The 24580-nt window shown below is 66.7% G+C and carries 24 protein-coding genes and 2 pseudogenes; 14 read left to right on the top strand and 12 right to left on the bottom strand.

Annotation, left to right across the window (positions count from 1 at the left end; genetic code table 11):
* The first annotated feature begins 615 nt into the window (after nucleotides 1-615).
* The gene (locus tag ACYVMZ_RS37695; RefSeq protein ID WP_461087550.1) at nucleotides 616-3018 is read left to right on the top strand and encodes a helicase associated domain-containing protein; all 2403 of its coding nucleotides are present in this window, start codon (nucleotides 616-618) and stop codon (nucleotides 3016-3018) included.
* Between the two features lie 29 nt (nucleotides 3019-3047).
* The gene (locus tag ACYVMZ_RS37690) at nucleotides 3048-3410 is read left to right on the top strand and encodes a hypothetical protein (RefSeq protein ID WP_461087548.1); all 363 of its coding nucleotides are present in this window, start codon (nucleotides 3048-3050) and stop codon (nucleotides 3408-3410) included.
* A 231-nt stretch (nucleotides 3411-3641) separates the two neighbouring features.
* Here the strand turns inward: ACYVMZ_RS37690 and ACYVMZ_RS37685 are convergent, their stop codons facing one another.
* Nucleotides 3642-4364, bottom strand: coding sequence for a hypothetical protein (locus ACYVMZ_RS37685; protein ID WP_461087546.1), 723 nt, complete (start codon nucleotides 4362-4364; stop codon nucleotides 3642-3644).
* 392 nt (nucleotides 4365-4756) lie between these two features.
* On the opposite strand from ACYVMZ_RS37685, the gene ACYVMZ_RS37680 reads away from it, so the two are divergent.
* The gene (locus tag ACYVMZ_RS37680) at nucleotides 4757-5044 is read left to right on the top strand and encodes a DUF6207 family protein (RefSeq protein ID WP_461087544.1); all 288 of its coding nucleotides are present in this window, start codon (nucleotides 4757-4759) and stop codon (nucleotides 5042-5044) included.
* Here ACYVMZ_RS37680 and ACYVMZ_RS37675 read toward each other — a convergent pair.
* The 3 genes and pseudogenes from ACYVMZ_RS37675 to ACYVMZ_RS37665 form a co-directional block, all read right to left on the bottom strand.
* A complete protein-coding gene (locus ACYVMZ_RS37675; RefSeq protein ID WP_461087542.1) occupies nucleotides 4946-5512 on the bottom strand; it encodes a hypothetical protein in 567 nt (188 codons plus the stop codon). The two genes, ACYVMZ_RS37680 and ACYVMZ_RS37675, sit on opposite strands and share 99 nt — an antisense overlap.
* Nucleotides 5455-6855 carry an AAA family ATPase gene (locus tag ACYVMZ_RS37670; protein WP_461087540.1) on the bottom strand — a complete coding sequence of 467 codons (1401 nt, stop codon included), beginning with the start codon at nucleotides 6853-6855 and terminating at the stop codon, nucleotides 5455-5457. The genes ACYVMZ_RS37675 and ACYVMZ_RS37670 overlap by 58 nt, the downstream gene beginning before the upstream one ends.
* A 158-nt stretch (nucleotides 6856-7013) precedes the next feature.
* Nucleotides 7014-7232, bottom strand: a pseudogene (locus ACYVMZ_RS37665) (DUF6300 family protein); the annotation flags it as partial.
* Nucleotides 7233-7577: 345 nt separating this feature from the next.
* Between ACYVMZ_RS37665 and ACYVMZ_RS37660 the strand changes: the two are divergent.
* Nucleotides 7578-7892 carry a hypothetical protein gene (locus ACYVMZ_RS37660; RefSeq protein WP_359513318.1) on the top strand — a complete coding sequence of 105 codons (315 nt, stop codon included), beginning with the start codon at nucleotides 7578-7580 and terminating at the stop codon, nucleotides 7890-7892.
* 71 nt (nucleotides 7893-7963) lie between these two features.
* Here the strand turns inward: ACYVMZ_RS37660 and ACYVMZ_RS37655 are convergent, their stop codons facing one another.
* Complete coding sequence (locus ACYVMZ_RS37655; protein ID WP_461087537.1) at nucleotides 7964-8626, bottom strand: NUDIX hydrolase; 663 nt, start codon at nucleotides 8624-8626, stop codon at nucleotides 7964-7966.
* Nucleotides 8627-8854: 228 nt separating this feature from the next.
* Between ACYVMZ_RS37655 and istA the strand changes: the two genes are divergently transcribed.
* From istA to ACYVMZ_RS37635, 4 genes are all read left to right on the top strand, one after another.
* Nucleotides 8855-10453 carry an IS21 family transposase gene (gene istA, locus ACYVMZ_RS37650; protein ID WP_461087535.1) on the top strand — a complete coding sequence of 533 codons (1599 nt, stop codon included), beginning with the start codon at nucleotides 8855-8857 and terminating at the stop codon, nucleotides 10451-10453.
* Entirely contained in the window at nucleotides 10450-11223 is a 774-nt protein-coding gene (gene istB, locus ACYVMZ_RS37645) for an IS21-like element helper ATPase IstB (RefSeq protein ID WP_461087533.1), read from the top strand. The genes istA and istB overlap by 4 nt, the downstream gene beginning before the upstream one ends.
* 74 nt (nucleotides 11224-11297) lie before the next feature.
* Nucleotides 11298-11633, top strand: coding sequence for a hypothetical protein (locus tag ACYVMZ_RS37640; RefSeq protein ID WP_461087531.1), 336 nt, complete (start codon nucleotides 11298-11300; stop codon nucleotides 11631-11633).
* 14 nt (nucleotides 11634-11647) lie between these two features.
* Nucleotides 11648-12295, top strand: coding sequence for a Mu transposase domain-containing protein (locus ACYVMZ_RS37635; protein ID WP_461087529.1), 648 nt, complete (start codon nucleotides 11648-11650; stop codon nucleotides 12293-12295).
* A gap of 18 nt (nucleotides 12296-12313) precedes the next feature.
* Here ACYVMZ_RS37635 and ACYVMZ_RS37630 read toward each other — a convergent pair whose 3' ends face one another.
* The 3 genes from ACYVMZ_RS37630 to ACYVMZ_RS37620 form a co-directional block, all read right to left on the bottom strand.
* Nucleotides 12314-12823 carry a GNAT family N-acetyltransferase gene (locus ACYVMZ_RS37630; RefSeq protein ID WP_461087554.1) on the bottom strand — a complete coding sequence of 170 codons (510 nt, stop codon included), beginning with the start codon at nucleotides 12821-12823 and terminating at the stop codon, nucleotides 12314-12316.
* 225 nt (nucleotides 12824-13048) lie between these two features.
* Complete coding sequence (locus ACYVMZ_RS37625) at nucleotides 13049-13951, bottom strand: phosphotransferase family protein (RefSeq protein ID WP_461087527.1); 903 nt, start codon at nucleotides 13949-13951, stop codon at nucleotides 13049-13051.
* Nucleotides 13952-14069: 118 nt separating this feature from the next.
* The gene (locus ACYVMZ_RS37620; protein ID WP_461087525.1) at nucleotides 14070-15794 is read right to left on the bottom strand and encodes an ISL3 family transposase; all 1725 of its coding nucleotides are present in this window, start codon (nucleotides 15792-15794) and stop codon (nucleotides 14070-14072) included.
* Nucleotides 15795-16042: 248 nt separating this feature from the next.
* Between ACYVMZ_RS37620 and ACYVMZ_RS37615 the strand changes: the two are divergent.
* Nucleotides 16043-16234 (top strand): annotated as a pseudogene (locus ACYVMZ_RS37615) (ATP-binding protein); the annotation flags it as partial.
* Here ACYVMZ_RS37615 and ACYVMZ_RS37610 read toward each other — a convergent pair.
* Together ACYVMZ_RS37610 and ACYVMZ_RS37605 are read right to left on the bottom strand one after the other, a co-directional pair.
* The gene (locus ACYVMZ_RS37610) at nucleotides 16227-16871 is read right to left on the bottom strand and encodes a hypothetical protein (protein ID WP_461087523.1); all 645 of its coding nucleotides are present in this window, start codon (nucleotides 16869-16871) and stop codon (nucleotides 16227-16229) included. The pseudogene ACYVMZ_RS37615 and the gene ACYVMZ_RS37610 sit on opposite strands and share 8 nt — an antisense overlap.
* A 296-nt stretch (nucleotides 16872-17167) precedes the next feature.
* A complete protein-coding gene (locus ACYVMZ_RS37605) occupies nucleotides 17168-18043 on the bottom strand; it encodes a 3'-5' exonuclease (RefSeq protein ID WP_461087521.1) in 876 nt (291 codons plus the stop codon).
* A gap of 146 nt (nucleotides 18044-18189) precedes the next feature.
* Between ACYVMZ_RS37605 and ACYVMZ_RS37600 the strand changes: the two genes are divergently transcribed.
* The 5 genes from ACYVMZ_RS37600 to ACYVMZ_RS37580 all read left to right on the top strand — a co-directional run bounded on the left by ACYVMZ_RS37600 (nucleotide 18190) and on the right by ACYVMZ_RS37580 (nucleotide 23350).
* On the top strand, nucleotides 18190-18549 hold the full coding sequence (locus ACYVMZ_RS37600) for a hypothetical protein (protein WP_461087519.1): 360 nt from the start codon (nucleotides 18190-18192) through the stop codon (nucleotides 18547-18549).
* Between the two features lie 626 nt (nucleotides 18550-19175).
* The gene (locus ACYVMZ_RS37595; RefSeq protein WP_461087517.1) at nucleotides 19176-19856 is read left to right on the top strand and encodes a hypothetical protein; all 681 of its coding nucleotides are present in this window, start codon (nucleotides 19176-19178) and stop codon (nucleotides 19854-19856) included.
* 46 nt (nucleotides 19857-19902) lie between these two features.
* The gene (locus tag ACYVMZ_RS37590; RefSeq protein WP_461087515.1) at nucleotides 19903-20553 is read left to right on the top strand and encodes a hypothetical protein; all 651 of its coding nucleotides are present in this window, start codon (nucleotides 19903-19905) and stop codon (nucleotides 20551-20553) included.
* A gap of 109 nt (nucleotides 20554-20662) precedes the next feature.
* On the top strand, nucleotides 20663-21049 hold the full coding sequence (locus tag ACYVMZ_RS37585) for a hypothetical protein (RefSeq protein ID WP_461087513.1): 387 nt from the start codon (nucleotides 20663-20665) through the stop codon (nucleotides 21047-21049).
* 804 nt (nucleotides 21050-21853) lie between these two features.
* Nucleotides 21854-23350, top strand: a complete 1497-nt coding sequence (locus ACYVMZ_RS37580; protein ID WP_461087511.1) for a hemopexin repeat-containing protein — start codon at nucleotides 21854-21856, stop codon at nucleotides 23348-23350.
* 4 nt (nucleotides 23351-23354) lie between these two features.
* Here ACYVMZ_RS37580 and ACYVMZ_RS37575 read toward each other — a convergent pair whose 3' ends face one another.
* Both ACYVMZ_RS37575 and ACYVMZ_RS37570 read right to left on the bottom strand, forming a co-directional pair.
* Nucleotides 23355-24269, bottom strand: coding sequence for a transposase (locus ACYVMZ_RS37575; RefSeq protein WP_461087508.1), 915 nt, complete (start codon nucleotides 24267-24269; stop codon nucleotides 23355-23357).
* Between the two features lie 153 nt (nucleotides 24270-24422).
* Nucleotides 24423-24580 (bottom strand): integrase core domain-containing protein (locus tag ACYVMZ_RS37570; RefSeq protein ID WP_461087552.1); only part of this gene is annotated, 158 nt, incomplete at its 5' end.

The raw sequence follows: 24580 nt of genomic DNA, 5'->3' as shown, positions 1-24580 counted from the left end.
CCCGCGGAGCGGGTTATCCCACGCTTCGCGTGGGATCAACTGGGCTCGCTGCGCGAGCCCTTGAAAGGCGCTGCGCGCCTTTCTAATTCCCGCTTTGCGGGAATCCCGGATTTCCGCTGCGCTCCAATCCGGGAAGCGAATCAATTTCCGCTGCGCGGGAATTGATGGGGCGTCCGCTGCGCTCCCGCCCAACCGGCTTCGCCGGGCAGCGAGGAGGGTGAGTGCATCACGCGCGTACCTGTGTAGCCCCTGGGAATCCAGCCCACCACCCCACGGCGGGAGTTGACGAACCCTCCAGCCAGGGGAACCCCGGGACCCCCACCACAGAATCGGGCTCCGCTGCGCTCCACCCGAACCCTCCCCAACACCCACAACCAAACCGGACTGTTCACCTTGCCCCGCCAGCATACCCCACAACACGCCACCACGGGCGCAGGATCCGGTCACGTATCAACCTGGTGGGGAAGTTGGGGAAGTTGGCGCAAGAGTGCTGCATCACGATGATGCACTGTGTAGAGTTTGGGATCAGACAGCACATCCCCCGAGCCACTTCACCGCTCCGGGACTCCCCTTTCTGACAGCCCGCCACGTTCCGTGAAAAGGAGAGCTAAGGGAATGGCAGTAAAACTGCGTGACCATCAGGTCGAGGCCGTGAGTGCCATTGTGCGCGGCCTCGATGTTCCGCCGGGCGGTATTCCGGTGGATGGCCTGCGCGGGCAGGTGCACGCCGCGTGCGGGACGGGGAAGACCATCATTGCTGCCGCGTCGGCAAAGCGGATTGCTCCCAAGGGGCGCATCCTCGTTTTGGTGCCGACGCTGGATTTGCTGTCCCAGACGGTTCAGGCGTGGCATGCGGCCGGGCACACGGGGCCGGCGGTTGCCGTGTGCTCGCTCCAGGACGACCCGGAGCTGTGGAACCTGAAGGTGCGCTCCACCACGAACCCCGTGCAGCTGGCCCTGTGGCACGGGCAGGGGCCGGTGACCATCTACGCCACCTACGCGTCGCTGGGGGTGCTGGCGGAGGCTTTCGAGGGTGCCTACGGCCAGCAACTTGATCCAATGGACCTCGCGGTAGTTGATGAGGCCCACAGGACAAGTGGCTCGATGGGTAAGGCGTGGGCGGCCATCCACGACCAGACGATCATCCCCGCGTACCGGCGGCTGTACCTGACGGCGACGCCGCGGATCTGGCAGGAGCGGCCCAACTGGGAAGTCGCCGAAGGGGTGCGGGACCCGCTGCCGGAGGAGATGGCGGCCTCCATGGACGACGAGTCCGTCTTCGGGCCGGTGCTGTACAAGCTGTCCCTGGCGTCGGCCGTCTCACGCGGCCTGCTGGCCCGCTACCAGATCATCGTGCTGGAGCTCCAGGACCCGGTCATCACCCCCGAGCGGCTCATGAGCGAGGAACGGCGCACCGAGGAAGTCCGCGGCCAGCGGCTCGGAGCCCTGCAGGCTGCGCTGCTGCGGACCATGGCGGACTACGACCTCAGCACGTGCATCACCTTCCACCACCGCACGATAGAGGCAGAGGCCTACGCCGAGGGGCTGGAGCGCGTCGCCGGGAAGCTGCACGCGGACCAGCCGGAGAAGTACCCGAAGCGGATCTGGGCCGACTGGCTGTGCGGCGAGCACGCCCCGGAGCGCCGGCGGAAGGTGCTGGATGACTTCGGCTCCACCACGCGGCGGGCCGTGCTGTCCAACTGCCGCGTGCTGGGCGAGGGCGTGGACATCCGCGCCGTGGATTCCGTGGCCCTGCTGGACCCGAAGGGAGCGCCGCACGACATCGTCCAGGCGATCGGGCGGGCGTTGCGACAGAAGCCGGGGCAAGGCAAGTTGGCGTCTTTGATCGTGCCGGTATTCTTGCAGCCCGATGAAAAGCCGGAGGATTTGTTCACCTCGGCTTCGTATCGGCCTTTGGTGAAGGTTCTTGCCGGTCTTCGGGCTCACGATGAAGAGGCCGTGGAATTGCTCGCCATTCCGCAGGAACCGCAGAAGAACGCGGTCGAGCCGTCCGTGAATATCGGTCCGGCGCCGGAGGAAGGAGAGGAGGAGTCTCGTCTGCTGCTGCGTTTTGCGGCCCCCCGGGATCCGGTGATGGTCGCGGAGTGGGTGTCGTTCAACGTGATCGACACGGAGAAGCAGGACTGGGCTCGCGGCTGGGCGGCGCTGAAGCGGTTCGTCGACCGCGAGGGCCACGCACGGGTGCCGTACGGCCACAAGGAGGCCCCCGGCCCGTATCCCCTTGGGCAGTGGGTCGCCGAACAGCGAAGGGCCTACGGGGCGGGGCAGATGAGCGGCCAGCGTGCCCGGCGGCTGGAGAAACTCGGCATGGTCTGGTCGCTGGCCGATGAGCGGTTCCAGGAGAACCTCGAAGCCGCCAAGGCGTACTACGAGCAGCACTGGACGCTGTGCGCGCCCCGGTCGGCGACGATGTTGGACCGGCCGGTGGGGCAGTGGCTGTCCAACCTGCGCCGCCCTGGAGCCTTGGACGGACACCCCGAGTGGGAGAAGGCACTACGCGAGGTCGATCCGGACTGGAACCCAGCGTGGCCGGCGGATTGGCAACGCCACTACGCCGCCGTACGCGAGCTGCTGCGCGAAGAGGACCAGGCCGATGTTCTGCCCGGCGTCACGGTCCACGGAATGGACATCGGGAAGTGGCTGGCCAAGCAGCGTAAGCCGGAGGTCTGGCAGGCCCTGACGGACGGGCAGCGCGAGCGCCTGGAGCAGCTCGGCATCACGCCGCTTGCCCCGGCCCCGGAGGAGCCCGCGAAGCCGTCCACGGCGTCCGTGAGCGCCTTCGAGCGGGGCGTTGCGGCCCTGGCGCAGTACAAGGCCCGCACCGGCTCGGTGAAGGTCCCCAGGGCCCACGTAGAGCGGCTGGAGGACGGCACAGAGGTCAAGCTCGGGGTGTTCCTGAGCAACAGCAAGAGCAGGCGCGCGAAGCTCACCTCTGACAAGCTCCAGGCGCTGGCCGACCTCGGGCTGGAGTGGGCGGCAGCGGAGGGGGCAGCGTGATGACCGGTAACAGCGCTGAGGATCAGCGCGTGCAGGCAGCTGTACGGCGGCACGTCCGGCGGAAAGCGTTCGAGGATGCGGAGAAGGCCGTCTCGATCGTGCTGTCCGACCCGCAGGTGCAGCTTGTGAGGGCGCAGATCGAGGAGGCGGAGACGCGGTTCGGCCTGGAGCTGCCCGCCCGTCTCCAGCCCTTCCAGGACCGCTACGACCAGGCCGTGCGCGACGGCGACGCGGCCCGGCTCACCGGGATCTGTCCGGGCAAGCACGGCCGCTGGGGACGGATCTGCGTCCTGGACGACGGTCACGAGACCTCGATGGAGGAACCGCACTGGGGCCACAACAGCGAGGGGCAGCCGATCGCGTGGGTGGGCAGCGCACCCGACGACTGGTGAGAGGTGCTGCCTTCCACGAACTGGCTGCGGCGTAAGGCCGGTAGGAAGCTCCCCGGGCACGCTGGGCGGCCCGGGGTCCTTCGCTGTCCCGGGGTCTGCGGCATCGCACTGGGGTGCGTGTAGGCCCTGGGACTGGGCGACTCTCGCCTGTCGGCGGTGATGGCCCGGAAGGGGGCTCTCTGAGGCGGTCCAGCGGCTGCTTACTCAACTTCGCTAGCCGCCGGCAGGAGCTCAGCGCCAGTACTCCTCGATCTTGTTTGTGCGGTAGAACTCGCGGCTTTCGCGGGGCGTGAGGTCGTGTGGAAGTGCGGCAGCTTTGATGTCGGCGGCGACCTCTTCGGTCAGGACTCCTTGAGAGCGAAGCTGCTCCACGAGCAGGTCGAGCGCCTTGGCATTGGCGACGGTCCTCTCAATGGTGCGGCCGAGCTGGGGCTGGTTGATCGCCGCGAGGCCGAGGGGACGATCTGGCTGGCCTTCGTCAGCGACAAGCGTCAGATTGTGGCGTCGAGTATCGCCTTCGCCTTGCTGCCACAGACAGCGGCCGAAGCGCATGCGGACGGGGGTCTCGCTGACGCCTCGACGGACGACGTCGACGTACTGGTCTTCCTGCGTGACGATGAGCTCCTCCAGGCGCTCGCCTTCTTCGCCGGAGACGTCGGTGACGAGAGACACCAGGAGCGCCCCTTCATGGATGTCCTCGTTGTACTGGATCGGTACGAGCGGGAGCCCTGCGACCTCCACAGTGGAGGCTTGCAGGGCTTCTACCTCTTGCAGCTCCAGTCGGTGGGTGTACACGAGTGGCTGCGCGTTGTCGGTGTACGAGTAACTGTGGCTGGTCACCAGCCAGGTTGTGCCCTCTCCCGCAAGGGGTTGTCCAGCGGGGGCAGCAGCGGCATTGAGCTCGCTTTCGAGGTCGTCTTGCAGATCGCCCGGTACCCGCAGCTCCAGCTCCACGCGTCGCAGCTGCCGTCCTGTGTGGGCGGAGGTCGCAGGCGGAAGCTCATCCGCGCGGACCTGCCGTTGAGAACCCAGGAGATGAAGAGAAAAATCAGTCATGTTCACTACTGTCCCAGCAGGCACTGACAACCGGCGCGAACGAGGTCCGGTTGAGGGCGTGCTGGCGCGACGAAACGCGAGAAGCTCACCGCGGATACACAGCAACGCATACGTTGCGACGGCGTTCACGCACCAGCCGATCGTCCGCTCGACTCGCTTCGATCAGGCCACGGAGCAGTGGGGGCCGACCGTGCGCTATCAGCACCCGTCCTGATCGCGTGGGCGACCCGATCGGGTGACAAGCCGATGCCTAGCGAACTGCCGACGCACAGCGTCGCGTGACAGCGCGTATGAGATCGATCAGCGAGGCACACATGGCACGGCCGGGCCTGGCCGTGGTGGAGGTCGCCGCCCTACCGCTCCTGGACAGCTGCGCTGGCCGCCCTCGGGCTGGAGTGGGCGGCGTAGGCAGTGAGCAGAGCAGCGGCCCGGCCACCGTCCTGAGATGGAGGCCGGCCGCTGCTTGTGCCCTCACAAGGTCAGGCGAGGGTGCTGTTAATGGCGGTGAAAAGTTGCTCGAAGCGGCTCAGGGTCGTCTCGGAGAGTCCGGGGAGGAGGCTGTCCCGCTTGCGAAGTAGGGCGTCGGCGGGGCGACCGTGTTCGGTGAACGAAGATCCGGTTGCCCGGGTGATGCGGGCGATGATGCGGTCGTTGCCGTTGAGGTCGCTGACCTTGAGTTTGGTACCGAAGGCTGCGTTGTACAGCTTGAGGTAGTCGCCGGGGGAGAACAGGTCTTCGATGTCGCTGTCCTTGACACCGTCGCTGAACGCGTCTGTGAGCAGGAGTCGCTTCGGGGAGAGCAGGCCCTTGTTGGTCAGGGTCTTGAGCTTGGCGACTCCGGCCGGGGTGCTGTCGATGAGGACGGTGGCCTGGAGGCTGGTGCCGATGAGGGCGACGAAGGCGGGGATGTTCGTGGCGCCGCCAGCGGGCAGGATGCGCCAGCGGTCATCGAGGTGAGTGCGGCCCGCCTCTTTGAGGAAATCGCTGATCAGGGTGAGGTAGGTGTAGTCGCTGGTTCCTTCGACCAGGAGGTTGTCGGGGCCCACGAAAAGTTCTGGGCGATGTCGTAGCCAAGGGCGGCTTGGAGTGGGAAGAGCGAGTCGTCGGTGACGGAGAGGACTTCGTCGGTGACGACAGCGCCGGTGTCGGGCCCGCGGTCTTCGACGATCCTGACGCGGTCGAGCCGGGCCGTTTCGACCATGAACGGTGAGTGGGTGGTGTAGATGACCTGCGCGACGGGAGCGAGGCGCTCGTTGATGAAGCGCAGGAAGTCGGCCTGGGCGCGGCCGTGAAGGCTCAGTCCCGGTTCGTCCAGCAGGACGACGACGCCGTGCGGGTAGTTCTCGAACTCGGAGAAGGCTGCGAGGAAGCTGAAGAACCACTGGAAGCCCGTGGAGCGGGCAGAAAAGTTGTTGGTGAAGCCGTGGCGGCGGTCCCTCACACGGATGTCGAGGTGGCTGGCGACGGCCTGCTGTCCGTTCGGGTAGTGGACGGTGGTCTTGTCCAGGTCGATCTCCACCGACAGGTCCGGGTTCTGCTTCCAGTACTCGAAGACCTGCTGCGTGATGTCGTTGCTTACCGCTTCGAGCTCGGCCTTGCGCTCTTCGAAGTCTTCGGCCGACAGCGCTCCGGCGGTGGTGCTGGCGAGTTCCAGCAAGGCTCGGGCAGTCTGCAAGGAGGAGGCACCGGGCTCTTCCTCCTGTCCGTTGAGGTCCGTCAGGGCGATCCGGCCGGGAAGGTTCTGGTAGTTGCTGAAGTAGAAGAACTTCGGCTCGCGCTCGCGCAGAATGCGTACGGCCCGTTGCCAGGCGCTCGCGCTGTCGTCCAGCCGCTGGCGCGCCGCCCTGGTGAAGAGGTCGACGTCTGCGGCGGTGTAATCGGAGCCTTCAGTGGCCTCCAGGCCATCGGCCTGTTCCAGGGCCGCAGCAAGACTCTGGGATCCGAGGACGCTGCGCAGCGCCGGCGGTACTTCCTCGTCGTTGTAGAGGTTCTCCAGAGCAGCGCCCTCGTCAACGGTCAAGGTGACCGTGTGTCGCCCCTCGTAGGGGATGGAGCGTGAGTACGAGCGCCCCTTGACCACATCGGGCCCGAGTACGTCGGCGACTGCCTTCAAGTCCTCGTCGTCCAGCGCGAACGTGCAGGTGATCGGCTTGGCATTATTGATCTGTCCCGAGCGCGTGTCCTTGACCTTCCGCCACCGCGGATAGTCCTGCCCGAGGGCGAAGGAGTCCTCCGAGTACACGGGGTTGAAGCGGTAGATCGCAGAGAGCAGCGCTGTCTTTCCGCTCTCGTTCTTGCCGACCAGTGCCGTGACGTCTGGCGAGATATCGACATCGCCACTGTCAACGATGTTACGAAAGAGGCGGCTTCGCACCTGAGTGAGCTGCATCCGACCAGTCTGCCCTGAGCCACTGACAGTCCTGGCCGGATTTCTCGTAGCGGACTCAGCCTCTCCCTCGCGGTACGAGGCGCAGGGGCCGGTGGGCTGGGTGACGCTTCGGGCTGAGGAGCGCGGGACCGGCCGTGGGCGTACATGGTCTCGGTCTCCCAGTCCTCGAACAGCTGGGGCAGCGCCTTCGGGTCGCGGTCGGGGTCACGGTGCCAGCAGATGAAAGCGCTGGCAGCCGGGCGGTCGGCGTCGCAGGCCGGGCAGAGCTCCATCCACACGCCGGTCCCCCATGGGCCGTTCCACTGCAGCAGGAGGTCGCCTCCGCAGCGGGAGCACGGCCGCAACGGCCGATCGTCTCGGTTCGCGGTGGGACTCAGGCGGAGGAGTTCTTCGTCGCTGACGTCATCGAGGTGACCGTCAGCATTGATGGTGCGGAAGAAAAGAGCCGTCGGAGCGCACTACGTAGCGCCAGATGGAGGACTGTGACATGCGGGCCCCTTTCGGGGTGGAGCGTGACGCGAACGGCCACGATCCGCCCGCCCGTCGATCAGCGTCAAGAGGGCTGCACTGCAAGGGGTGGGGGCTGACCTCGCTCGATGAGCCTCTGCGGATTCGCGGTTCGCAGGCACTGCTCTGCCGCAGGATGGTCATGCAGGGCAAGACCGGAGAGCACAGCGCGGCTGAAGTCATCGCCCGGAGTGCCGAGTTGGGGAGGAAAGCAGATGCCTACAGGAGTGGCTGTCGTGTGCGACACCGACGACTGCTTCGCCGTCTACCTGGCGGTGGAGACTGGCGACGACGAGGACGCTCGCTCCGCCTCCGAGGTCTCGCAGCTGGCGCGCGACGCTGCCCAAGGCGACGGGTGGGTGGTCAGCTTCGGCTTTCGGCAGCCGGTGATGACCTGCCCCGGCTGCGCGGACGGCCGGGGGCCTGTGCGTGAACGCGGGGACTGTCGGCGGTGCATGGGCCGCGTCGACTCGGAGTCCAGGTGCGTGTACTGCCTGCGCCAGGTGGAGCCTTTGCAGCCGGAGGCGTGACGGCGTGTCGACGCTCACGCAATTCCCCACTTCCGACGGCCTGAGCGTCACGTAATTCCCCACCCTCGCGGTCAGGACTCCCCATGGGGACGGTGAACGTGAGCGGTGCTGGTGTCGTTCTCGGCTGGCCTCCCGGCCCGGGCGTGCTGCAGCTTGTGGGTGAAGCGGTGCATGTGGGGGTCGAGCAGCTCGTCCGACTCCTCGAGCACCTGCTCGTCAGTTAGCCACCGGATCGCGTTGAACTCGTCCTGGTCGTAGGAGGTGATGGTGTCAGCGTCGGCGGTGAGGAGGTACCACAGCGAGACGTCAGTGTGTGCGCCCTGCCCCCGCGTTTCGGTGACGGTGAGGAAGAGGGGGAGCTCGCCGGTGATCGGCGATGCCGTGGCGTGAATGCCCAGCTCCTCACGACATTCGCGGACCACTGCGGCCCACGGGTCCTCACCCGGCTCGACGTGTCCGCCTGCCGGCAACCACAGGCCCGCCTTACGGTGCGCTACGAGCAACAGCTGACCGCGCGTGTCGTCGAGGACGACGAAGTAGCTCACCAAGTGCATCGCGGGAACATCCGGCTTGTGCACTCGGTAGACCGGGGCTCCGCTGGAGATCCACTGCGCGGCGGTCTTCAGGTGGGTGCGCTCCAGGCTGTCCCAGGGTTCGATGGCGCCGACCAGCTCCAGAAGGCGGGCACGCGGCTGAGCGTCATTGTCGGTGAGCGAGTGGCCAGTTGAGGTCATCCGCGCATCCTGTCAGGAGGTGCTGACAGGCGACGTCGCTGCCGGATCATTTTCCCCAACTTGGGCGGTTTGGGCATCATGAATCAATCATCCTGAATTCTCCGCATTGGCCATGGGTAGCGCGGAGGTCGGGATCGAGGGACCTGGTCGTCGCGGAGCTGCTCATGCCCCTCGTCCCTTGGTTCGGATGGCCGATGGGCAGCCCGGATGGCGAGGAGAACGTTCGTCGTGGTCGACATCACCGAGATCTACGTGCACTGGTACGCGGGCCGCTCGAAGAGCGAGCTGGCCGCGTCGCTGGGGGTGGACCGCAAGACGGTCAGGAAGTACTTGGCCCCGGCGGAGGCATCCGGGATCAGCCCGGGCGGGCCGCCAATGAGCGAGGCGGACTGGTCGAAGCTGATCAAGGAGTGGTTCCCCGGGCTCATCGACAGACGGCTGAGGCAGGTGACCTGGCCGGAGATCGACCAGCACCGCGACTACATCCAGAGCCTGCTCGGGACAGTGACGGTCTCGACGATCCATCAGCGGCTTCGTGATGAGCGCAAGCTGCAGGTGTCGATCTCCTCGTTCCGTCGTTGGATCCATGCGACGCTGCCGGATGAGGTGACGAAGTCGCAGGTCACCGTGTTGCGTGACGAGATCGAGCCCGGCTCGGAGGCCCAGATCGACTACGGTTTCCTCGGGCAGTGGATCAATCCGCGGACCGGGAAACGCCACCGGGTCTGGGCGTTCGTGATGGTGCTGCCGTGCTCGCGGCACATGTTCGTCCGGCCGGTGCTGCACCTGGACCAGCATGCGTGGACGGAAGCGCACGTCGCGGCCTTCCGCTACTTCGGCGGCGTCCCGCGCCGGCTCGTCCCGGACAACCTCAAGACCGGCGTCGACAAGCCCGACCTCTACGACCCGAAGATCAACAAGGCATATGCCGAACTCGCAACGCACTACGGAGCGTTGGTCGATCCGGCCCGGGCAGCGAAGCCGAAGGACAAGCCGCGGGTCGAACGGCCGATGCCCTATGTCCGCGACTCGTTCTGGCGGGGACGCGAGTTCACTTCGATCGAGCACATGCAGGCCGAGGCCGTGACCTGGAGCCAGCAGGTCGCCGGGCGGCGAAAGTGTCGGCCGCTGGGCGGGGCCGCCCCGATGACCGTGTTCGAAGCACTGGAGGCTGCCGAACTGCTGCCGCTGCCGCCGACTCCGTTCGTGCTCGCCCGCTGGTCGACGGCCACGGTCGGCCCGGACATCCACATTAAGGCCGGCCGCACCCTCTACTCGGTGCCGTGGAAGCTGATCGGCCGCAAGGTTGACGTCCGCTCCACCTCCACCATGGTCCAGGTCTTCCACGACGGCCAGCTCGTCAAGACCCACACTGCCCTCGACCAGGGAAAACGCACAGACAAGAGCGACTATCCGCCGGAGAAGATCGCCTTCCAGATGCGCACGCCGGTCTGGTGCCGCAGCCAGGCATCCGAGATCGGCGACGCCTGCCGCGAGGTCATCGACCAGCTGCTGGAAATCAACGTCCTCTATCGGCTCCGCGCCGCCCAGGGGGTTCTCGGTCTGCGGAAGAAGTACGGCGAGACGCGGCTGGAAGCCGCCTGCGCCAGGGCCATCGCGGTCGGCGACCCCTCCTACCGCACCATCAAGGGCATCCTCATCGCCGGCACCGAGACCGACCCCGAGCCCGAGACCAGCGGAGACGCCGGGGCCGCGGCCTTCCTTCACGGCCCGGCCCGACTCTTCGCCGCCGTCGCGCCCCCCGGCGTGACGGACGACGACCGCGAAGACCGGGTCCACGACGAAGCCGAGGTGGAAGCCCGATGACCGTGATGGACGCCGCCCTGCGGGAGTCACTCAAGGCCCTGCGACTGTCCGGCATGCTCGAAACCCTCGACGCCCGCCTCGCCCAGGCTCACGGCGGCGAACTCGGCCACCTCGACTTCCTCCAGGTCCTCTGCCAGGACGAGATCACCCGCCGCGAGACCGTCGCCTTCCAACGTCGGCTGCTGCGGGCGAAGTTCGAGCAGCAGGTCACCCTGGAGGAGTTCGACTTCACTGCCTCTTCGAAACTGCCCGCAGCCCAGATCCGAGACCTCGGAGCCCTCCGCTGGCTGCATGCCGGCGAGTCGGTCATCCTCTTCGGCCCGGTCGGCGTCGGCAAGACCCACGTCGCCCAGGCCCTCGGCCACCTCGCCGTCCGCCAGGGCGCCCACGTCCGCTTCGCCAAGACCAGCCGCATCCTTGCAGACCTCGCCGGCGGCCACGCGGACCGCACCTGGGAGAAACGGATCCGCGAACTGGTCCGCCCCGACGTCCTCATCCTCGACGACTTCGCGATGCGCCAGCTGAACGCCACCCAGGCCGACGACCTCTACGAACTCGTCTCCGAGCGGCAGGGAAGGTCTCTGATTATCACCAGCAACCGGGCGCCCAGCGACTGGTATCCCCTCTTCCCCAACCCCGTCGTCGCCGAGTCCCTCCTTGACCGGCTCATCAACACCAGCCACCAGGTGATCATGAACGGTCCCAGCTACCGCCCGAACAAGCGCCCCAAGAACCCCACCAGCAAGCCGGACGACCTCAAGATCAAGTAGCCGTCACCGTCCCCGGGGCTGGGGAATTACGTGAACTCAGCCCTGGGGAATTACGTGAGCGTTCACACGGCGTCATGTCGTATTCCGGCAAGGCCGTGCACCGGGTGTTTTCCACCGCTGGCCAGGAGGCGTTCTTCGAGGGCCACGTCCACGCCTTCCGGGTGCTGGGAGGTGTCCCGCACAGACACATCCGCTATGACAATCTGCGGGCCGCGGTCGAGCGGGTGCTGGGCTTCTATCGGGGCCGGGTGGAGACGGACCGCTGGACGGCGTTCCGCTCGCACTGGGGCATCGAGCCGTTCTACTGCCGGCCCGGTATCGAGGGCGCCCACGAGAAGGGTGGTGTCGAGGGGCAGATCGGCTACTTCCGCCGCAATCACTTCGTCCCCGTCCCGAAGTCGCTTCGCTGACGGAGCTGAACGCGATGGTCGACCGGTGGGATCAGGACGACGAGGGCCGCAGGCTGCGGGGCCGCACGCGCACCGTCGGTGAGTACTTCGCGCAGGAACAGCACCTGCTGCGACCGCTGCCGATGGAGCCGTTCGAGACGGGCCGCTGGTTCACGCCGCGGGTCAACCGGTTCAGTCAGATCAGCGTCCGCGGCAATGCCTACTCGGTGCCGGTTCGTTTCATCGGCCGCCAGCTGCGGGTGTTGCTGCACGCCAACGACCTCATCGTCTACGACAGCCGCCACGTCGTCACCCGGCATGAGCGCCTCGGCGGCCGGCACGGTTCCCGCCTGGTCCTGGACCACTACTTGGAGGCACTGCTGCGCAAGCCGGGCGCCTTTCCCGGGTCGACCGCGCTGGAGCAGGCCCGCTCTGCGGGCCGTTTCACCCCTGTCCACGACAAGTGGTGGGCCGCGGCGAAGTCTGCCCACGGAGACGCGGCCGGCACTCGCGCGTTGATCGAGGTGCTGCTGCTGGCCCGGCACATGGACCATGAGCAGGTCGTGGCCGGCCTGGCCGCTGCCTATCGGGCCGGGGCGCTGACCTCGGACGCGGTCGCGTTGGAGGCCCGCAAGCTCGCTGAGTCGGATGGTGACCCGGTCCCGCCGACCCGTACCGATTAGCCCCGGGGATCGCTGGCGTCAGCGCAAGTCCTTCCCCGGGTCTATGACCCAGTGGTTGGTCTTGAGAACTCGTCCTGCGAAGACCGTCTCGACCTGGGAGAGGAGGCGGAACCCGACGGAACGGCAGATGCCGTTCGAGGCCGCGTTGTTTCTTGCCGGAAAGGCATGCACCAGGCCCCAACGGCCCTGGTCCCTGGCCTGCTCCAGAAGGGTGCGAACGGCGCATTTACCGAGGCCCTGTCCTTGAAATTCAGGCAGCACCATCCAACCGATCTCGGACATCGGCCCGTCGCCGGTGTCGTGGGACCAGATAGTCACCGTCCCAGCCACCACGTCCGGGCTGATCGCATCGGGAACGATCAACTTGAACCATGCGAGGTCGTCTGCTGCCTGCTGGGCATCCCGACGGACCTTGTCCGCCATCCCCGCACGCGGGAGAGGCCCACCCAGGTCAGCCATCATCACGGGATCGCACCGCATCCGGATATAGGCATCGACGTCGTCCGGTGTGACGTTGCGCAGCTGCACCTGCTCCTCCTCGCTTCCATCGGAAACGCCCCGGTCCGAGAGGTTGATCATCAACGCCCCGTCCCTTCGCCGACTCGGCCCTCAACGGCCTCTGAGTGACATCAATTCTCGGGTCTGTCACAGATCACGGGGAGTGGTCACGGCGGGTGATGCCGCTGTTTGAATCGAGGTAGGGCACAGGCAAGGGCGGTTCGCCGCCGTGCCCGCGCCCCGGACTGCCTTGGCTCAGCCCAGCGCGTCCATCAGGGCGGTGACATAGGCATCCAGTCGCTCCTCCACGGCTCGCGTCGCCAGGTCGGTCCTCCCTGCCTCCCGCCATGGCTGCGCCACCTGCTGTACTTCTTCTGAGCACGCCAGCGCGTCCCGCACCTGCCAGTACAGCCGCTCGCTCGCGGCCGCGGCCAGCACCCCGCCGGCCTGCTCATACGCCTCAGCGAACCGCAGACCCCACTCCGGGCCGTATAGCAGCGCGAGATTGGTGGAGCAGTGCGCGACATCGAGGTCTGCCGGGCCCCAGGAGGTCGCTGCCCAGTCGACGACGCCGGTGATCCGGGCACCTGCCGGCCCTGGGGGCGGCACGTCGAACAGCACGTTGCCGGGTTGGAAGTCCCGGTGCAGGAATCGCCCTTCATAGGGCGGCGCGGGCCTGCGGATCACGTCGATCGCCGCGGCCCATGCCGCCGCGTCGGCGCCCTTCGGAGTCACGACGGTGTCGGCGGTCGTCAACGCCACATACTCCCGGGGCCGCTCGGCGGGTCGCAACGCGTGGATCGCCACGAGTTGACGGGCCGGCAGAGGAACGCGCGTCTCCAATCCTTCATCGTCGAGGACCGTCCGGCCTGCCAGATGTGTCATAAGAAGCGAGGGATACTCGCAATGCGCGGCGGTCGGATCAACCGCGACCAGTCCAGGCGCCGGCACGCCGGTCCCCGTGAGCAGGGACAGGGCGCCAGCCTCCCTGTTCAGCCAGTCCTCGGCGTGTTCCACGTTGACGAAGGTCCGCAGCACCAGGTCACGGGTGCCTCCGTCCCGCCTGCTGACGGTCAGCCTCCGCAATTCGGCAGTGATGCCGCCGTGCATCGCCTCGGTTCTCACGATCCGTTCGCCGACCTCCAGATGCCGGCTCACCCAAGCCAGTGTCAACGGTCGGACAGCCGCCGCATCATCGTGGTTGGTCACCGTGCCACCCCATCATCCGGACGACGGCACGCGCAAAGCTTTTCGTTGGAGGGACGGCAACCCTGCTCTATTCCTCGTGCTCGCTCAACGGCACGTCTCGCAGCTGCCGCAGACACCGTTCAGGCGCCCGCATCGAGCCGTGGCCACAGCCTGGAAAGACCCCGTCAGCGGGCACTGGCAGTGATCGCTGGGAGCCGTCACCGGCGGTCACTGAAGCAGGATCATCTTGCGGAGTAGTTCGAATCCAGCTCGGCCGTAGAGCTGCCTTTTGATCTTCTTGATGCGGTTCACGGCACCTTCGGTGGCACCAGAGCTCCAGTCCAGGGTGAGTCCGGCGGTCACGGCGTCGAAGTCGCGGTGCAGGTGGAGGGCGAAGCCGGTGAGGCCGGGCAGCTGACTGGCGTCGACGGCGTCGATCCAGGCAGGGAGGGTGACACCGAGGCGGTCGGTGAGGATCTCGCCGAAGTCGCGGATATGCCGGCGGCGGTGTCCAGTTCGGGGCAGCGGGCCAGACGTCCTTCAAACCCGCTCGGTCCTCCTCGCTGAGGGAGAGGGGGTGACGGGTGAGCCAGCCGGTCACCTTCCGCACGGACGGCGGCGGGGGCGGCGCGTCCGGCGGAACAGTGCGCAGGGTGGCGATGTAGGCGCGGACCATGCCGTAGGTGACCGGGGCGCCCTGGGCGACCAGCTCACGGTGGAGCTGGGTGACGCTCGTGCAGCCCTCGGCGAACCGGCGGTCCAGGTGGGGCTTGTGGGGGTCCAGACGACTGGGGCGGGGCCGGTTGTCGCGGAGGGTGTCCTGCCAGCGCGCGGCGCTGGCGTAGCGCAGCACGGTGTTGAGGCCCCAACCCAGGTGCCGGGCGATCGCCCGGCGGGAGCGGCCTTGGGCGAGGAGTTCGTGGACCAGGGCGTGCGCGGCCTGCTTGCGCTGGGCCCGTCGGCCGGCTGGTTCCGGGCGGAGGGGCGCCGGGGCCGCCTGCGGGATGCTGGAAGGCGGCTCGTCCGACATCATGGTGCGCAGGCACTCGCGGTGGGCGGCGACGCAGGTCTCCACGGCCCGGCCCAGGCCCTGCCACAGGTGGAACCGGTCGGCGACCTGGAGAGCGTCGGGGGCGCCGAGCCGGGCGCCTTCGGCGTAGGCGCCGGCCCGGTCCCGGCAGATGATCTCCACGCCGGGGTGGGCGGTGAGCCAGGCGGCCAGCGGTCCGGCCGTGCGGGTCGGGAGCACATCGACCACACGATGGGTTTCTCCGCAGGTCAAGACGGTGGAGTAGCTCTGCCCCCGGCGGGTCGCGAAGTCGTCCACGCCCAGCACGCGCGGCGTGCTGGACAGCGGGTCCGGCAGCGCCACGATCCTGCGGAGCAAGGTCATCCGTCCCGCGCTAATGCCCAGCTGGCTCGCCAGGCGGGCGCCGGCCCGTCCGGCGAGCGCGAGCCCGACCCGTTCCAAGAGGTGATTGAGGCGCGTGGTGAAGCGCGCGTACGGGCGGGTCAGCTGGGCGAACGGCTCCGCGAAGGTACGACGCGAGCAGTCGCCCGCATCGCAGATGAAGCGCCGGACCGTCAGCCGGATCATGACGCTCTGCCCGCCGAGCGGAAGATCTTTCAGCCTGCGTTGGTAGGAGTCGTGCACCCGGCCCGATAGGTGGACGCACTCGGGGCATGTCGCCGCGGCCGCCCGGCCTCGCGCCGTCACCTCGACCGTGCCGAAGGCGGCTGTCGCCGCGTCGACGTCCACGTCGTCGATTCCGTCGAACACGAGAGAGTCCCAGAACAGCATGTCGGTCTGCATGACCAGTACCGTCACCGGCCATAGCCGACCACGGCAGAGACGGTCCAAGACCTGATGGAGCGTCACTCTCGGTCGGCAGACGGCAAGGCGTACGCGGTCTCACGAGAATCCACCCCCTCGCAATCGAACACCAAGGTAACCCTCCGCGACCGCTCCCCAAGATCTGTGCCAGAACCCCGATCTCGTGCACACAGCCACCATGGACCAGATCCGCGTGATCTACGCGCCCAACGCCCGAACCGTCTCCCTCTCTGATCATCACCAGCAACCGGGCACCCAGCGACTGGTATCCCCTCTTCCCCAACCCCGTCGTCGCCGAGTCACTGCTGGACCGACTGATCAACGCCAGCCACCAGGTGATCATGAACGGCCCCAGCTACCGCCCCAACAAGCGCCCCCGGAACCCGGCCGACAAGCCGGAAAAATCTCCGGTCAGCTGAGCTCGGAGGCCCGCCCCGCGCGAGCGGTGAAGCCCGCAGCGAAGCGGTGATACTCCGCGCTCGCTGGGCCAGCGCAACTGTCTGGGAAGTGATCGAGCCCAACTGCCACGCTGGCGCGGGCCTCCTCCTTCCGGCCCTGCAGGAACTGCAGGGCCGGAAGGAGGAGTCGTGCCCGGTCCGGGTTGGGCACGTTTCCGCCCGCTACGATCATGGCGGCCAACGCGTCGGGATCCGCATGGCGTCGTGCGAACGGCAGCCCATAGTCGTTCACGAGGGCCACAAGTTCTTCCGCGACGGGCTCGGCGTCGGCCTCCGCCGCCACCTGCAGCTGCAGCTGCAGCTGCAGGAAGCTACGGCTCGGCGTCAGGTATCCGACGGGCCGCGCGATCGTCGCCGAGAAACCCATCGGTTCGCCGAGGAGCTCTGCCACCAGCTGTTCGACGGGGTGATATCGAAGGCCCACGACGGGGTTGATCTTCAACGGGACGTGCTTTGACGCGCGATTGAGCCCGAGCCGGGCATGGAAGCCGTTGCCAAGCTCCAGCGAGTAGATGTCACCCGCTCGCTTGCGCCATCCAGCGTCAGTCATCCGTCGCCGAGCAGCACCGCTGAAGGCGGCGATCAAGTCCCGCTTCACCCAGTCAGCCTAGACATCCCGCCCTGGCCTGTCTGCACCGGACCCGCAACTCGGCCTCCGGCGTCCCCACTGCCCAAGGCACTGGGGAATTACGTGACCGTCGAGGTGGGGAATAACGCGATCGTCCACACATGCGGCCTGGTCCGCTCTCGGCGCGGGATCTCCACTCACGGCGCAGGACAAAGGCGCACAGGACCTCGAGGTCTTCGCGACCCCGAAGATGCTCCGACATTCCATGGCCCTGCGGATGCTGATCTCGCTGCACAACGCGCTGGACCGCCGGCTCGGGCGGCAGGTCAGGGCCGGGCATCGGGGCAGGTCTCCGTTTGGTGGTTGGCGAGTTGTTGGAGGCGGCGCAGCAGGAGGTGGCAGTTGGCGGCGGCTTCGTAGTGGCTGCCGAGCTTGACGTGACGGTATGCCTGGTACCGGGTGGACCACAGGCCGGTCCAGGTGGAGATGGGCGGTATGGCGTCGTGCCAGTGGCTGCTGTTCAGCCATGCCCTGACACGGACAGGCTCGCTGAGGTGGCGGTGCAGCTCGCGGGCGATGACGGCGTGGTCGAAGGTGGTGTAGGCGACGAGGTGGCGCCCGTGGAAGAGCTCGGCGAGCACGGGCAGCAGGTCGTTGAAGGTGGCTGCGTTACGGGTGCTTTCCTCGGTGAGGCCGTGCAGGGCGCTGGCTCCGGGTTCGAATGCCGCCTGGGGGTTGAGGAGTTCGTTCAGAATGAGCGTCCCGCTGCCATCGACCGCGGCGATCTGGGCGACGAAGGGGTTGGTGAGCCCGGTGGTCTGGACGTCGATGATGAGCAGGGCCGGGTCGGCCAGCAGGCGGCGGGCCCACCACGTAGCGTGGGCGCGTTCGCGGGGCCAGGTGGGCGGACGGCGCAGGGTACGGACGGCGTCGGCGAATGAGGCGTGGCGTTCACCGGTGGCCTGGACGTGCCAGAGGCCGTCGGTGTCGCGGGCGTGGAGGGTGCCGAGGTAGTCCTCGGGCCGGTAGCTGCCTGGGGTGTAGATGCACCAGGTGGGCCGGTCGGTGTCGCTCGGCCGGATGCATTCGACGGGGACGGTGTCGATGGTCGTGATGAAGATGTCGCTCCAGGTCTGGGCGTCGGAGCGGGACAGGTCGGTGCTGGGGGCCGGCAGGCATGGCGGGGGGTAGCGGGGTTTCATGTGCTGGGGCCTCTCGGTACCGGTGCAGATCGAGATGGGAGCTGCGAGATCACCGGCGTGATGGGCAGCGCCATGTCGCGGATCTGGGGCAGCAGCGGCGCGTTGGGGATGAGGAGGGAGCGGAGCTGGGGAAGCGGGAGGGCTTCGTGGCGCAGGACCAAGCCATCGGTGAGCAACTGTGCGACGGGAGCGGCGAGGTGGGGTGGCAGCCAGGTGGCCGCGGCTTGCGCGTCGTCGGCGGGGATGGGTGGGTGAGCACGCGGTGGGCGGGTGAGAAGGGCCTGGTAGAGGCCGGTGGCGGGTTGCAGCGGGGGAAGACCGACAGCGTGGGCGCGCTCACTGGCATTCTTGGCGCAGCACAGGCCCTTGAGGTCGAGGTCTGCGTAGAGCAGCAGGGTGTCCACGGGGTGGTCGCGCTCGCGGAAGGAGGCCTGGGCGGTGGGCAGGGAGGCGATGAGGTGGTCGCCTTCGCCGAAGCCGAGCCAGCCGACCTGGCAAGCATGTGATTATTGAGCAAATAGGTAACCGGTTTGGCGCGCAGCCGAAATGATGAAATTGGGAACTCCAGTCCCCGGAATAACGGGGCCCGCAGCCACGAAGGAACGTCCTGGACGACACCGTTCAGGCGATGAGCCAGGGTGCTGCAGCCAGCGCATGAGGCGGGCGGTCGCGCCCCGGCTTCCGGGCAGCTATCTGAGTGGCGTCCGCCTGCTCCCCGCTTCCCCTTGCCGGCTATCAGGAAACGTTCTCGGTCCGAACACATGCGGCGCAGGCTCTCCCGCGCGCCCTGGTACCGTCATCGACCAAGCGGCAACACGCGACAACCGTCCGCAGAACCGCCGCGTCCCGCTGTTTGGGGAACGCAAGGCATGGCCGGCCACCCGCATCCGGCGTCCCAGCAACCGGCCGGTGACCGAGCACACGCTCATGTTCCCCCTCGAGGACGCGGGCACAGACCTGACCAACCTGCGGCTGCGGGAGATGGTCTTCGCCCAGCTCAACCCCACCCACAAGGCCCTTCGCGACCGCGCGGTGTTCCTTCCCGCAGAGCCCGCGGAGATCAGCACGCTGCGGCAGACGATCTGGAACATCGTCGACGTCATCACGTGGGGCAAAGAACAAAACTTGCCCGATGACTTGGGCAGATGGGATCCGCAGGACTGGCAGGACTTCCTCGACCACCAGTCCGCCGACTCCACCGCCGCAGGGCTGCGGCACTGCATCCACGCCATCCGCAGGATGCGCAAGGTCGCCGCCGTCCTCGAGCCAGCGGCGTCGGCAGTGGATCGAGGAGGCCGTCGCGCGCGGCCAGGTCGAAATCATCAACGGCACCGGCTACCGGGCCCGCCGCCACCCCTGCCCCGGGTTCGCCGAGGTCACCCGAGCCGACGGCACCACGGGCCCCTGGCGGAACGGCATCACCCTGGACGAGTTGGACGTCGAACTGCGGATGGTCCGCGCGGCCTGCTACGTGTTCATCGTCGCCCTCAGCGCGATGCGCGACAGCGAGATCCAGGAGATAGAACGGGACGCGGTGGCCACCTTCTTCGGCTCGCCCGCGGTGACGTCCCGGAAGGTCAAGAACGACCCGGCTCGCTCCCACCAGCACTGGTGGATCATCGATCCAGTCGCCGAGGCCATCGCGGTCGCCGAGCGGCTGTCGTGGCACCCCACCCACGTCTTCGCCTCGATCGTCCCGCCCAAGACGGCAGGCGGGCAAGCGACGGCACGGGCGCCGCGGGATCAACGCGGCCTCCGACTTCGACTACTTCATCGAGCGGATCAACACCACCTGTGGGCAGCTGGGCCTTGAGGCGATTCCACCCGCCCACGTCAGGCCGCACATGTTCCGCCGCACCATGGCCTTGATCGCCGGCCGCGAGCCGGACGCGGAGATCGCGCTCGGTCTCCAGCTCAAGCATGCGGCCCGCCGAGCGGTGTCGAACCGGTCCACCCCGGCCTATGGGCAGATGGATGCCGGCTGGGCCAAGGAGTTCGACCGGGAACTGGAGTTGGCGGCCGCCCGCAAGCTAGTGAGCCTGCTCAAGGACCGGCACCGCGGCGAGACGGTCGCTGTCGGCCCCGGGGCGGCCCGCCTACACGCCGGGCTGGACCAAGTCCTCACCACGATTGAGGCCGATCCGCAGCTTCGGGCCCAGCTCGCGGACGAAACGATGATGGCCACCTTGCTGCACTCGCAGTTCCCCGAACTGCACTGGGGCACACTCAACCACTGCCTATTCGACGCCCGTCAGGCCGAATGCCAAGAAGGGCTCCCCGAGGCCCAGCGCGGCCAAGGGCCGCTGCTGGGAGCTTGCCAGCCCGCCAAGCGCCGCAACTCGGCCATCACCCGCGATCACGCGCCGATCTGGCTGGCCGAGGAGAAAGACCTGGTTACCACCCTCGCGGAGAAGCATCTGGCGCCCCCTCGCCGGGAGTCCCTGGAACAGCGACTGACGGACGTCAGGCTGATCACCCGGACATTCAAGGAAAACGGAGGCGATCTCTGATGCCGGTGTCCGCCGCCACCGAGGCGAAGCTGCGGCCCGCCGTCGGGCCGGTCTGCGGGGGCGGCACCGGAACACTCGGCCGGCTCGTGCGGCTGCGCGCGGACAGGCCATGGCCCGGCTGCTGGCCGGTGAGCCCCTGCACACCGACGGGGCCCTGACCAAGGAGAACCTCGCCCGGGAGGCGAAGGTCAGCCACGCAACCGTCCACCGGGCCCAGGAGGTCCTGGCCGAGTGGGACGCCAAGGTCGCCCGCCCGGTCCTCCGCACCCCCGGCGAGGTGCAGCGGGACGAGACGATCGCAGAGCTCCGCAAGCAGCTGCGGAAGGCCAAGGCTCAGGTCACCGAGGTCCTGGGCAAGCTCGACGCACTCGCGACGGTGACCGCGAACCTCTACCACGAGAACCTCGCGCTGAAGAAGAAGCTCGGCAATAGCCAGCGCCTGGCCTCCGTCCCGGCCCCCGCCACAGGCCCCGACACGGTTCGAACGGACGGCTGAGCACCGACATTCGTACGCGATGGTGCAAGAAGTCGTATGCGACTGGGGACGTTCGCCGGTACTTTCCCCCTCGAGGAGGGAAGGCCGTTTCAGGCGGCAATGCGGGAGCAACTCACAGGCCCATCGGCCTGAGTTGCAACCAGATAGGGACGGACTGAGACTGGGAGGGAGGGTAACTACTAGCCGCCGGTGAACTGGTCACCGTACGGTTGGATACTCGTCAGACATTCAACGACACGCGGAACTGGCGGCCCTCGCTGGTCACCAACCTTCGCTGACGACCACGTGCTCCTCGATCGCTACTTGGCACACCGGCCATTTTCGATGCGACAGCCGCGGCATCGGGCGATGCGAAAAGGGAGGGGAGGCGGATGCGGAAGGCGGTATCTTGCCCTCTGCTTTCGGACTGGGTACGACTGCTCCGGCTAGCAGCTTAGGTCCGCGGCCGCTGACGCCTCCTTGAGTTGCCGCCAGGCACCGACGGGGGTCTCGTGGTTGATTTCTGCACGAGTTCCTTCCATGAGTGAACACGGAGGACTCCTGATGGGCGGACAGCCACTGTCAACAGCCGAGCAATACACACTGACACCCTCCACCCCTGAGCGAATCATCAGAATTGCACCTTCGATGGAGAATGGTAGGGCAATCCAACTTCCGCCGGTCTACATCTCACTTGAGCTGCCCCTCTCGGCTTTCCATGCAGAGGTGGGCGGCCGTCCCGAGGGGGTAGAACCTAGTCAGACGCGAAAGTGCGCCTTCGATACAGCACTACGGGGAACAGGAGAGTACTCCGACCGTATCTGGATGTTCAAAGGGGACAGCTATCTTTCTTACTTCGAAAAGCCGGGCGGCAAGGACACGTACGAACCATGGCTTCGGACGGTCCAGCATTGGCCTGGCTGGCCGGCGAGCGCAGCGAGCGGTGTAAACGCCGCACTACAGGGCACTGGCCCGTACGAAGGAAAAGCTTATTTCTTTTTCGGGTCAAAGTATCTGCGATATGATCTCGCAAACCACCGCGTCGATGTTCCCCATGGCAAGATCGCCGATTGGCCGGGCGTTATCAGCCCCTTCACTGAAGGAATTGATGCGGCAATACACGGCATAGGAGAGGACTACGGAGTCTGCTGGCTGTTCAGGGGAGGGCAGTACATCCGCTACAACATGAACACCAGCCAGGCCGAAGGCGGGCCGCAATCCATCACGGGCAACTGGAACGACTGGCCTTCGGAATTCGCCGACGGCGTGGATCTCGCATTTTACGGCACGGGCAGCGAGTCACGAAAAATCTATTTTTTCCGGGGAGATCAATACATTCGTTTCGACCTACAGGGCAACCGCGTCGACAAAGGTCCGTCCCCGATTGTCGAGCGGTGGCCCGTCATGTCTCGCTTCATGCAGCGTCCGCAGCTCTTCCTGGTCGAAGAGTACAAGCTCCACACATTTCTGGGGAAAGTTGGAGCGGGTGAACTAATCGCAGGAGCAGGGCAAAGCACAGGAGGCAGAACAAAGACCACGTTCTACATAGTGACAAAAACCAACGAGACGATAGAACAGAAAATATCGTCCAACATCCTGGAAAGTTCGTCAACACAGGCGGTGAAAGAGTTCTCCGACGCACTGCGAAGTGACGAATCCCAGTCCGGGAGTGAGGAGCAGTACGCCTATAGCATGGACGCATCCTTCCGAGGTAGGGCGAAAGTGACTGTGGGTGGAGGAAAGGCGGACGCGGATCTGAATGTTCGTGGTAGCTCCCAGGATGTTCGTAGCAGCTTTGCCAGTGCTGTCGGCACACAATTGCAGCGTCATGCAAGTGACACCAAGGAGACTCATCGACAGCGCGTCAGCGTCCAGAGTGCTGAGTATAAGCTCGACATGTCAAAGGAGACCGGTTATGTGATCCAGGTTGATAATTCGGACGGCACAGTTCCGCTGAATTATCAAGCGCAACAACTCACTCAGGAATATATAGTGGTCCTTTCACTCTCGGACGCCTCGCTAGCCTTTCTCAATGGCGACGACCGTCAGGAACGTAGAACGCCGCTGAGAGGCGCCGGTGAACTATTGGAAGCATGTCTCTTGGAGCCCACAGCGCGAGATCGCGTAGAGGCCAGCATCGTAGATGCGCTACAGCACATCATCGACGTGAACGGTGAGACGCGGAGTCTGGAACAAACCACATCGAGCTTGACCACAACATGCAGCACGAAGAGTGGCACGTTGGAAGTTCCGGGCATCGCCTTGAAAGTCGACACGGTGGTTGTCTCCACACCCAACACGATTTTGACTCAGTTGAAATAGCTGGTCAGGACATCCTTAGATCGGTGGGCGCCAGGGCGCGAGCAGCGCCAGAGCGGCACCGGGCTGGCAGGGCGTCGACGTTGGCAAGAAGATCACCGGCAGAATGCGGGTCGTGCGTTGGCGCGGAGGTGGTCGCAGAGGCCCGGTCGTCGCGGCGCTGCTCCATCTGCGGGCCCGTGGCCGCTCCACGGCTCCTCCGGCCGTGGCCGGAGGGTGGCCGGGCTGTCCGCCAGCGGTGCAACCGCGAGCTGGGTCCACCCTCGCCCGGCTCAGGCCCAGCACCTGGGCGACTGCGGCCTTGAGGTTGTCGTAGCGGACCCGGCCCCCGCGGGACACCGCCCAGCACCCGCAGCGCGTGCACGTGGCCCTCGAAGAAGGCTTCCTGGCCGGCCGAGGCGAAGACCCGGTGGACGGCCTTGCCCGAATACGACAGGCGGAAGGAGAACAGGTAGCAGGTCACCAACTCGCCGGCGAGCCGCACGGCCACGTCGCCGAAGTCGGCCTCCGCCTCCATGCCGGGCGGGTGGGTCTGCGGGACGAACGCCTCGATGGGTGCCTTGCCCGCCTCCACCACGATCTGCGGCTTCCGGTCGGCGACATAGCGCCTGACCATCGGATACGACACATCGGTGCCATGTTCCTCGACCAGCCGGTGGAAGATCCGCGTGACCGTGTGCCGTTGCTTGCGCGGCGCGTCCAGGTCCGCCCGCAGGATCCCGTCGATCACCGCCTTGTACGGATCCAGTGCCGACGGCCGCGGCGGCAGCGGCTTGCGCGGCTCCGGCCAGGCCGAGTCCAGGGCCTTGCGGACGGTCCGCCAGGCGACCTTGTACTTGCGCTCCAGCTCCCGCATCGTCAGGCCGGCCCGGTGGTCCCGCCGGATCGCCGCGTACAGCTCGACCTTCGACATCTGCGGCATGACCAGGACCTTTCACCGGAAACACCCCGATGCTGTCCTGGCAAGTACCTCGGTGCTGACAAGACTCGTGAACATCACCCGACCGTGGATCTGGGCGCCTCCCAAACCCGTGTACATCCGCCATCATGAACCGCCCCGGGTTCCATAGAGATCTCAGACTGTGGTTGTGACCTGGGGTTTCGTGAGTTCGGTGTAGTAGTTGGCTTCGTATTCGACGGGCGGAACGTGGCTTATCTCACCGTGGAGTCTTCGGTGGTTGTACCAGTCGACCCACTCGGCGGTGGCCAACTCGACGTGGGAGAGCGTCTTCC

Source organism: Streptomyces deserti (genome assembly GCF_054782695.1).
This window is presented reverse-complemented; position numbering and strand designations above follow the sequence as displayed.

Bases quoted from the DNA above. Each gene is read 5' to 3' on its own strand.
- ACYVMZ_RS37695 (WP_461087550.1), top strand. From the start codon at position 616: ATGGCAGTAAAACTGCGTGACCATCAGGTCGAGGCCGTGAGTGCCATT.
- ACYVMZ_RS37680 (WP_461087544.1), top strand. From the start codon at position 4,757: ATGAGATCGATCAGCGAGGCACACATGGCACGGCCGGGCCTGGCCGTG.
- ACYVMZ_RS37670 (WP_461087540.1), bottom strand. From the start codon at position 6,855: ATGCAGCTCACTCAGGTGCGAAGCCGCCTCTTTCGTAACATCGTTGAC.
- ACYVMZ_RS37660 (WP_359513318.1), top strand. From the start codon at position 7,578: ATGCCTACAGGAGTGGCTGTCGTGTGCGACACCGACGACTGCTTCGCC.
- ACYVMZ_RS37655 (WP_461087537.1), bottom strand. From the start codon at position 8,626: ATGACCTCAACTGGCCACTCGCTCACCGACAATGACGCTCAGCCGCGT.
- istB (WP_461087533.1), top strand. From the start codon at position 10,450: ATGACCGTGATGGACGCCGCCCTGCGGGAGTCACTCAAGGCCCTGCGA.
- ACYVMZ_RS37640 (WP_461087531.1), top strand. From the start codon at position 11,298: ATGTCGTATTCCGGCAAGGCCGTGCACCGGGTGTTTTCCACCGCTGGC.
- ACYVMZ_RS37635 (WP_461087529.1), top strand. From the start codon at position 11,648: ATGGTCGACCGGTGGGATCAGGACGACGAGGGCCGCAGGCTGCGGGGC.
- ACYVMZ_RS37620 (WP_461087525.1), bottom strand. From the start codon at position 15,794: ATGCAGACCGACATGCTGTTCTGGGACTCTCTCGTGTTCGACGGAATC.
- ACYVMZ_RS37605 (WP_461087521.1), bottom strand. From the start codon at position 18,043: ATGAAACCCCGCTACCCCCCGCCATGCCTGCCGGCCCCCAGCACCGAC.
- ACYVMZ_RS37595 (WP_461087517.1), top strand. From the start codon at position 19,176: ATGACTTGGGCAGATGGGATCCGCAGGACTGGCAGGACTTCCTCGACC.
- ACYVMZ_RS37590 (WP_461087515.1), top strand. From the start codon at position 19,903: ATGGCCTTGATCGCCGGCCGCGAGCCGGACGCGGAGATCGCGCTCGGT.
- ACYVMZ_RS37585 (WP_461087513.1), top strand. From the start codon at position 20,663: ATGGCCCGGCTGCTGGCCGGTGAGCCCCTGCACACCGACGGGGCCCTG.
- ACYVMZ_RS37580 (WP_461087511.1), top strand. From the start codon at position 21,854: ATGTTCAAAGGGGACAGCTATCTTTCTTACTTCGAAAAGCCGGGCGGC.
- ACYVMZ_RS37575 (WP_461087508.1), bottom strand. From the start codon at position 24,269: ATGCCGCAGATGTCGAAGGTCGAGCTGTACGCGGCGATCCGGCGGGAC.